The sequence below is a fragment of the Actinophytocola sp. genome (genome assembly GCF_009379765.1).
Lineage (GTDB): Bacteria > Actinomycetota > Actinomycetes > Mycobacteriales > Pseudonocardiaceae > Actinophytocola.
The window spans coordinates 1-6,288 of record NZ_WHTD01000275.1; the positions used below are offsets into that span (position 1 = coordinate 1).

Here is a 6,288-nt window from a genome sequence, read left to right on the forward strand (position 1 = left end):
CTCCGCGGTGCTGTCACCTCTCGTGGGTCGGCTGACCGATCGCGGGCTCGACCGGTGGCTCTTGGTGGCGATGTTCGTCTCCGCGGTCTGCGCCGCGGGACTGCTGGCGTTGGCTCCGTCCTACTCGATGGTGCTGCTCGCGGAGTCCTCGCCGCCGTCCCGAACGCGGTCGCGCACCCCCTGACCAACCGGGTGCTGGTGCGGCTGCCGGCGAGCCGGCGCCGCAGCTTCCTGGTCGCGGTGAAGCACTCGGGGGTCAAGCTCGCGCAGGGGTTCGCCGGAGTCCTGCTGGCGCCCCTCGCGACGTTCGTCGGGTGGCGCTGGGCGGCTGCCGTGCCGGCGGTCGTGGCTCTGCTCGGAGGCGCCTGGGCGCCCGGATTCCTGCGGAGCCGGAGTACACCCGTCGGCACGTCCTTCACCCGGCGGCGCAGGGTGCCGCCCAAGCTCTGGTGGGTGACCGCCTCTACCGTCGCCATGGGTCTGTCGCAGTCCGCGGTCGGCGCCTATATCGCGTTGTACGCCTTCGAGGTCGTCGGCACCTCGCCCGCTGTGGCGGGTGTCGTCGCAGGGGTGCTGGGACTGTCGGGGTTCCTTGGCCGGCTGGTATGGGGCGGGTGGTGACGCAGCTGGGCTCCGCCAGCAGGCCGCTGCAGGTCATCGCGTTCGCCGGCGTGCCCGGAACGTTGCTGGTGATGCTGGCTCCTCGGGTTGGGGTCACGCCGCTACTCGTCGGGGCGGTCGTGCTGGGGGTGGCTACGTCGTTGTGGAACGTCGCCACGACTCTGATCGTGTTCGGCTACGTGAGCCCCACGGTCACCGGGCGGTCGACCGCCCGGATCTTCGTCGGCTTCTGCGTGGGGATGATGACCGGTCCGGTGGTCTTCGGCTTGGTCGTCGACCGCCTGGGCGACTGGACCATCGGCTGGGGCTCCCTGCTGGCGTGGCAGCTCGTGTTGGTCGTCCTCAGCCGGCCGCTGCGTGGGTGGAGGTCCGGCGGACGGACGGCCTGACGGCTGTGCTCACCGGGGTTGACGAGCCGATCGACGGTATCGCTATACTGCCGTATACCGTCGTGTGCAGGAGGTTGCGTTGGTCGTGCTCGCCCGTCCGCAGACCTTGGCCGAGGCCTGCACGCTCGCCGCGGAGCGCGGCGACGACGCGAAGTTCGTGAGCGGGGGCACGGCCGTGGTGCTCATGCTCACCCAGGGGTTGATCGCGCCGGAGACGCTGATCTCGCTCGACGGCCTGCGCGGCGATGCGGCCCTGCCCGGGTGGACGGCCGCTGAGGGAACCCCGGGGGAGCTTGTGATCGGGGGAGGGATGACCCTCGCGGACGTCGCCCGCGACCCACTGGTGCGCGACCTGGCGCCGAGTCTCGCGCACGCCGCGAGCATGGTCGGGAATGTGCGCATCCGCAATGTCGCGACCCTGGGTGGCAACGTGGCTGAGGCCGACTACGCCTCCGACCCGCCCTGCGTGCTGGTCAGCCTCGGCGCGGAGCTCGACGTGGTCGGACCCGAGGGACGGCGGACCATCCCGGCGAGGGAGATGTTCCTCGACTTCTACACCACGGCGCTCGCGACGGGTGAGGTGCTCACCGCGATCCGCGTTCCCCGGCACCCCCGGGCGTCGGCGGACTACCTCAAGTTCTGCAGCGTCTCCGCCGAGGACCGTCCCTGCGTCGGGGTCGCGACGGTGCTGGAGCTCACCGGCGACGGCGAGGTGGTCGCCCTGGACGCGGCGATCGGGGCGGTCGGCTCGGTGCCGCAGCGCTTCGAGGACGTGCTGAGCGACGAGGTGGGCCGGGTCTGGTCCGCCGAGATCGCCTCGCGGGTCGCCCAGGAGTACGCCCGGCGAATCACCCCGATGGACGACGCCCGAGGCTCTCGGGCGTACCGAGGCCGCCTGATCGACGTGCTGGTGCGTCGCTCGCTGGCGACCGTGGCCCGGGAACAGGAGGCGCGACGTGGCGCGTGAGGCTGTGCGGCCCGGGGCCGACGCGATCACCGCCCGGACTCGTCGCGACGACCTCGACCGGCTGGACCGGTTGACCGGCGGCTACAAGTTCGCCGTGGACCGCGTCGTCGTCGGTTCGGCGCACGCCAAGGTGGTCCGGAGCCACGTTCCGCACGGTGTCCTCCGGGCGGTGGACATCTCGGACGCCGCCGCCTCCCCGGGCGTCCTGGCGGTCGTCACCGGTGCCGATCTCCTCTCCGATCCGCTCGTGTCCCCGTACTTCGGCGAGTCCCGTCGGGACCAGCCGGTCCTGGCCATCGACAAGGTGCGGTACGTCGGTGAGCCCGTCGCCGTCGTGGTCGCCGAGGCGAGGGCCCAGGCCGAGGAGGCCGCGCACCTGGTGGACGTCGAGATCGACGACCTCGACGCCGTGCTGGACCATGACCAGGCGGGTCGTCCGGGCGCTCCCCGGCTGCATGAGGAGTGGCCGGGCAACGAGTGCGGCACCTGGGAGCTCCGGCACGGCGACGCCGAGGCTGCTCTGGGGGACGCCTTCCACGTGCACGAGGCGACCTATGTCTCCCCGCCGGCGAACCACGTTGCCATGGAGCCGCACGCCGCCACGGCGGTCTGGCTGCCCGACGGATCCCTCGAGGTCTGGACCGGCACCCAGGCCCCGTACACCGTCCTGAACCGCCTGCACCAGGTCTTCGACCTGGACCGCGGTCGGATCCGGGTGCGAGCGGACAACCTCGGCGGCGGCTTCGGCGGGAAGCTTGACCTTCGCCTGGAGGGCATCTGCGCGGTCGCCGCGAAGGCGGCGGGGAGGCCGGTCCGGCTCGAGCTCACGCGTGACGAGGTCTTCATGACCGGGTCGAAGCACGCCGCGACCGTGCGGATGAAGACCGGCGTCGATCGGCAGGGCAGGATCCTTGCCCGCGTCATCGACGTCACGTGGAACGCGGGCGCCTACGCCTTCTCGACCCCCCGAGGCAGCCGGATCGGCATGATCCGGGCCCAGGGCCCGTACGCCATCCCGCACGTGCTCTCGCGTACCACCGGTCGCTACACCAACACCGTCCCGACGGGTCCGTTCCGCGGAGCCATGACCGGTCAGGTGTGCTGGGCGCACGAGCGCCAGCTCGACGAGATCGCGGACCACCTGGGCATCGACCCGGTGGAGATCCGGCGGCGCAACCTGCTGCGTGACGGCGACCGGTTCGGTACCGGCGACGTCATGCACGGCATGCGCTACCACGAGCTGCTCGACGCCACGGCCCGGGTGCTGGACGAGGCCTCCGAACCCGTCGACCTGCGGCCGAGCGAGAGGGTGGGGCGGGGCTTCGCGGCGGTGCTGAAGACGACCCGAACGCCGTCCCGGTCCGAAGCCGGCGTCCGCCTGCTGCAGGACGGCTCGGTCGTGGTGCTCACGAGCTCCATCGAGATGGGGCAGGGGGCCAACCCCACGCTGGCGTCCATGGCGGCCGGCGCTCTGGGCATGTCGGCCGACGAGGTGACGGTGGCGGCCGCGGACACCGCGCTCACGCCGTTCGACTCGACGACGAGTTCCAGCCGGACCACCTTCGCCATGGGGTCGGCGGTCGAGGCCGCGGCCGCGGACCTGCAGCGGAAGATCGACGAGGTGGCCGCCAAGTACTGGGATCTCGACGCTCCGGGTCTTCGACATCTGGACGGCGAGGTGACCCGCGACGACGGAGTGTCGATCTCCTACGACGAGCTGCTGCGGGCGGTCGGCCTGGCCGAGCTGACCGGCGAGGGAGTCTACGAGCCGCCGCCGGGCGCGGGCGAGCTCGACGAGCACAGCCAGGGAAACTTCAGCGTCCACTGGCACCAGGGGGTGGTGGGAGTCGACGTCGCGGTCGACGTCGAGACCGGCCGCGTCCGGGTTCTCCGCTCCCACGGTGCGACGTACGCCGGGAGGGTCGTCGACGACGTGCGTGCCCGGAAGCAGGTCGAGGGCGGCGTCGTCTTCGGGATGGGCCAAGCACTCATGGAGGACCTGTTGTACGACGACGGGCAGCTCACCAACCCCAACATGTCCGACTACCAGATCCCCTCGTTCCTGGACGCGCCGCCCGTGGTCAGCAGCACGGTGCTCGGGTCGCAAGACCGGGACGAGGAGCCCCACGGGATCGGCGAGAGCACGGTGCCCCCGACGGCCCCGGCGATCGGCAACGCCGTTCAGGCGGCCACGGGAGCGCGGCCGCGCCGGCTCCCGATGACCCCGGAACGCGTCCTCGAGGCCCTCGGCGAGGTGACCGGATGAGCGGGTCCGTGTCGCTGAGGCTCAACGGCGTCCCGACGGACGTGGGTGACGCCGGGGAGAACGAGACCCTGCTCACCACGTTGCGTGACCGACTCGGCATGTCGAGCGTGCGCTACTGCTGCGGGATCGGCGTGTGCGGCACCTGCACCGTTCTCGTCGAGGGTCATGCGGTCAGCTCGTGCCTGCTCCTGACCTCGATGTGCGACGGGCGCGACGTGCAGACCGCCGAGCGGCTGGCCACGGACGCCGACCCGCTCGAGGATCGTGTGCTCCAGGCGTTCTCGGAGCTCCAGGCCTTCCAGTGCTCGTACTGCATTCCCGCCTTCGTGGTCACGATCGTCTCCGTCCTGCGGGCGGAGCCGGACGCGCCCGTCGAGCGGCTGCGCGAGCAGCTGTCCGGCAACCTCTGCCGCTGCGGCTCGTACCCGCAGATCCAGCGCGCGCTCGAGCGTATCGTCGAGGGCCGGACGACCGGAGTGGAGGACCAGGGATGAGACGACTCAAGCTGTCGGCGGCGCTCGGCGACTACGACATCACCCGGCCGATCCTGGACGGCAGCGTGCGTCCGCAGGGCGTCGACCTCGTGTCGACGGTGGCGGCCTCGCCGCAACGCCACTGGCGGATGCTGAAGCACGCGGAGTTCGACGTGTGCGAGATGTCGATGGGATCGTACGTCGCCCGACGCAGCCGCCGTATGGACGACCTCACCGCGGTCCCTGTCTTCCCGCACCGGCGCTTCCGGCACGGGTACCTCTTCGTCGGACGCGACAGCGCGGTTGTCGACCCCGCCGACCTGGTCGGTGGGGCGATCGGTCTCCGCAGCTGGCAGACGACGGCCGGGATCTGGCTGCGCGGGATCCTCGCCGACCACCACGGCCTGCCCGTGCGCAAGGTCCGGTGGGTCGCGCAGGACACCGAGGACGTGGACCTGGGTCTGGGGCAGGCGATCGACCTGTCCACGGTCGAGCCAGGGGCGGAGGTGCCGCAGCTGTGTGCGGACGGCGACCTGGACGGCCTGATCTACCCGGAGCTTCCCTCCCAGCTCGCCGGAGGTGGGCTCCGGCGGGTGTTCACCGACACCAAGCGCGCGGAGCAGGACTACTTCCGCGAGACCGGAATCTTCCCGATCATGCACGTCCTGGTGATCCGGACGGCGCTCGTGCAGCGTCATCCCTGGCTCGCCCGGAACCTCTGGGAGGCGTTCGAGCAGGCCAAGCAGGCCGCGATGGCGCGGTTGCGCAACCCGCGAACGGTGAGCCTGGCGTGGCTGACCACACTCCAGGAGGAGGAGCGCGGGATCCTCGGGCCGGACCCGTGGGAGTACGGCCTGACCGAGCGGAACCGCACGGTGATCGCGACCTTCCTGCGGTACGCGTACGACCAGGGGGTGGCCGCGAGCGAGCTGGCTCCGGACAACCTGTTCCCCGACTCGGTCACGGAGGACCCGCCGGCCTATGTGTGAGGAGATGCGGTGAAGGTCGTCGAGCGGTTCGAGATCGCGGTCCCGCGGGACCGCATGGCCTCCGCGATGACCGACGTCCCGCTGGTCGCGTCGTGCGTACCGGGCGTCGAGGGGCTGCGGCAGGGGGAGGACGGTTCCTGGTCCGCGACCATGGTGGCCCAGCTGGGCCCGATGAAGACCCGGTTCGCCGGCTCGCTCCAGGTCGACGGGTCGAGGAGCCCGGACGTCGTCGTGGCCCGCGGCGGGGGGCGAGACGAGCGCACCAACAGCCGGGTCAGGGCGGTGATGATCAGCGAGCTCACCGAGCTCTCACCCGGCCGTACCGGCGTCGACGTCGTGGCCGACGTCAACCTGCGGGGCAAGCTCGGGCAGTTCGGCTCCGGCATCGTCCAGGCGGCGGCGAGCGAGCTGACCAAGGACTTCGTGCGCCGCTCCGAGGGAACGAGAACCCGCCGGGCGAGCGCTCTCGCCCTGGTGCTCCGCACCTTCCGAACGTGGGCCAGGAGCCGTTTCGCCCGGCGGGACGAGAGGCAGGTGAGGAACACACCGTGAAGGCACTCGTCGTCGGCGGCACCGGCCCCAC

8 protein-coding genes are annotated in these 6,288 nt (G+C 71.5%); all 8 read left to right on the forward strand.

What is annotated here, in order from left to right:
- On the forward strand, positions 1-184 hold a 184-nt coding region (locus GEV28_RS41725), incomplete at its 5' end, for a hypothetical protein (protein ID WP_291419831.1).
- 8 nt (positions 185-192) lie between these two features.
- Positions 193-621 (forward strand): MFS transporter, encoded by a 429-nt coding sequence (locus tag GEV28_RS41730; protein WP_291419832.1) that lies wholly within the window; start codon positions 193-195, stop codon positions 619-621.
- Entirely contained in the window at positions 618-1,010 is a 393-nt protein-coding gene (locus GEV28_RS41735) for a hypothetical protein (protein WP_291419834.1), read from the forward strand. The genes GEV28_RS41730 and GEV28_RS41735 overlap by 4 nt, the downstream gene beginning before the upstream one ends.
- Positions 1,011-1,095: 85 nt before the next feature.
- The gene (locus GEV28_RS41740; RefSeq protein WP_291419843.1) at positions 1,096-1,977 is read left to right on the forward strand and encodes an FAD binding domain-containing protein; all 882 of its coding nucleotides are present in this window, start codon (positions 1,096-1,098) and stop codon (positions 1,975-1,977) included.
- Positions 1,967-4,243, forward strand: a complete 2,277-nt coding sequence (locus GEV28_RS41745; protein WP_291419836.1) for a xanthine dehydrogenase family protein molybdopterin-binding subunit — start codon at positions 1,967-1,969, stop codon at positions 4,241-4,243. The genes GEV28_RS41740 and GEV28_RS41745 overlap by 11 nt, the downstream gene beginning before the upstream one ends.
- Complete coding sequence (locus tag GEV28_RS41750; RefSeq protein ID WP_291419838.1) at positions 4,240-4,737, forward strand: 2Fe-2S iron-sulfur cluster-binding protein; 498 nt, start codon at positions 4,240-4,242, stop codon at positions 4,735-4,737. The genes GEV28_RS41745 and GEV28_RS41750 overlap by 4 nt, the downstream gene beginning before the upstream one ends.
- Positions 4,734-5,705 (forward strand): ABC transporter substrate-binding protein, encoded by a 972-nt coding sequence (locus GEV28_RS41755; protein WP_291419840.1) that lies wholly within the window; start codon positions 4,734-4,736, stop codon positions 5,703-5,705. Before GEV28_RS41750 ends, GEV28_RS41755 begins: the two co-directional genes overlap by 4 nt.
- Positions 5,706-5,714: 9 nt before the next feature.
- Positions 5,715-6,257, forward strand: a complete 543-nt coding sequence (locus tag GEV28_RS41760; protein WP_291419842.1) for an SRPBCC domain-containing protein — start codon at positions 5,715-5,717, stop codon at positions 6,255-6,257.
- Positions 6,258-6,288: the final 31 nt, after the last annotated feature.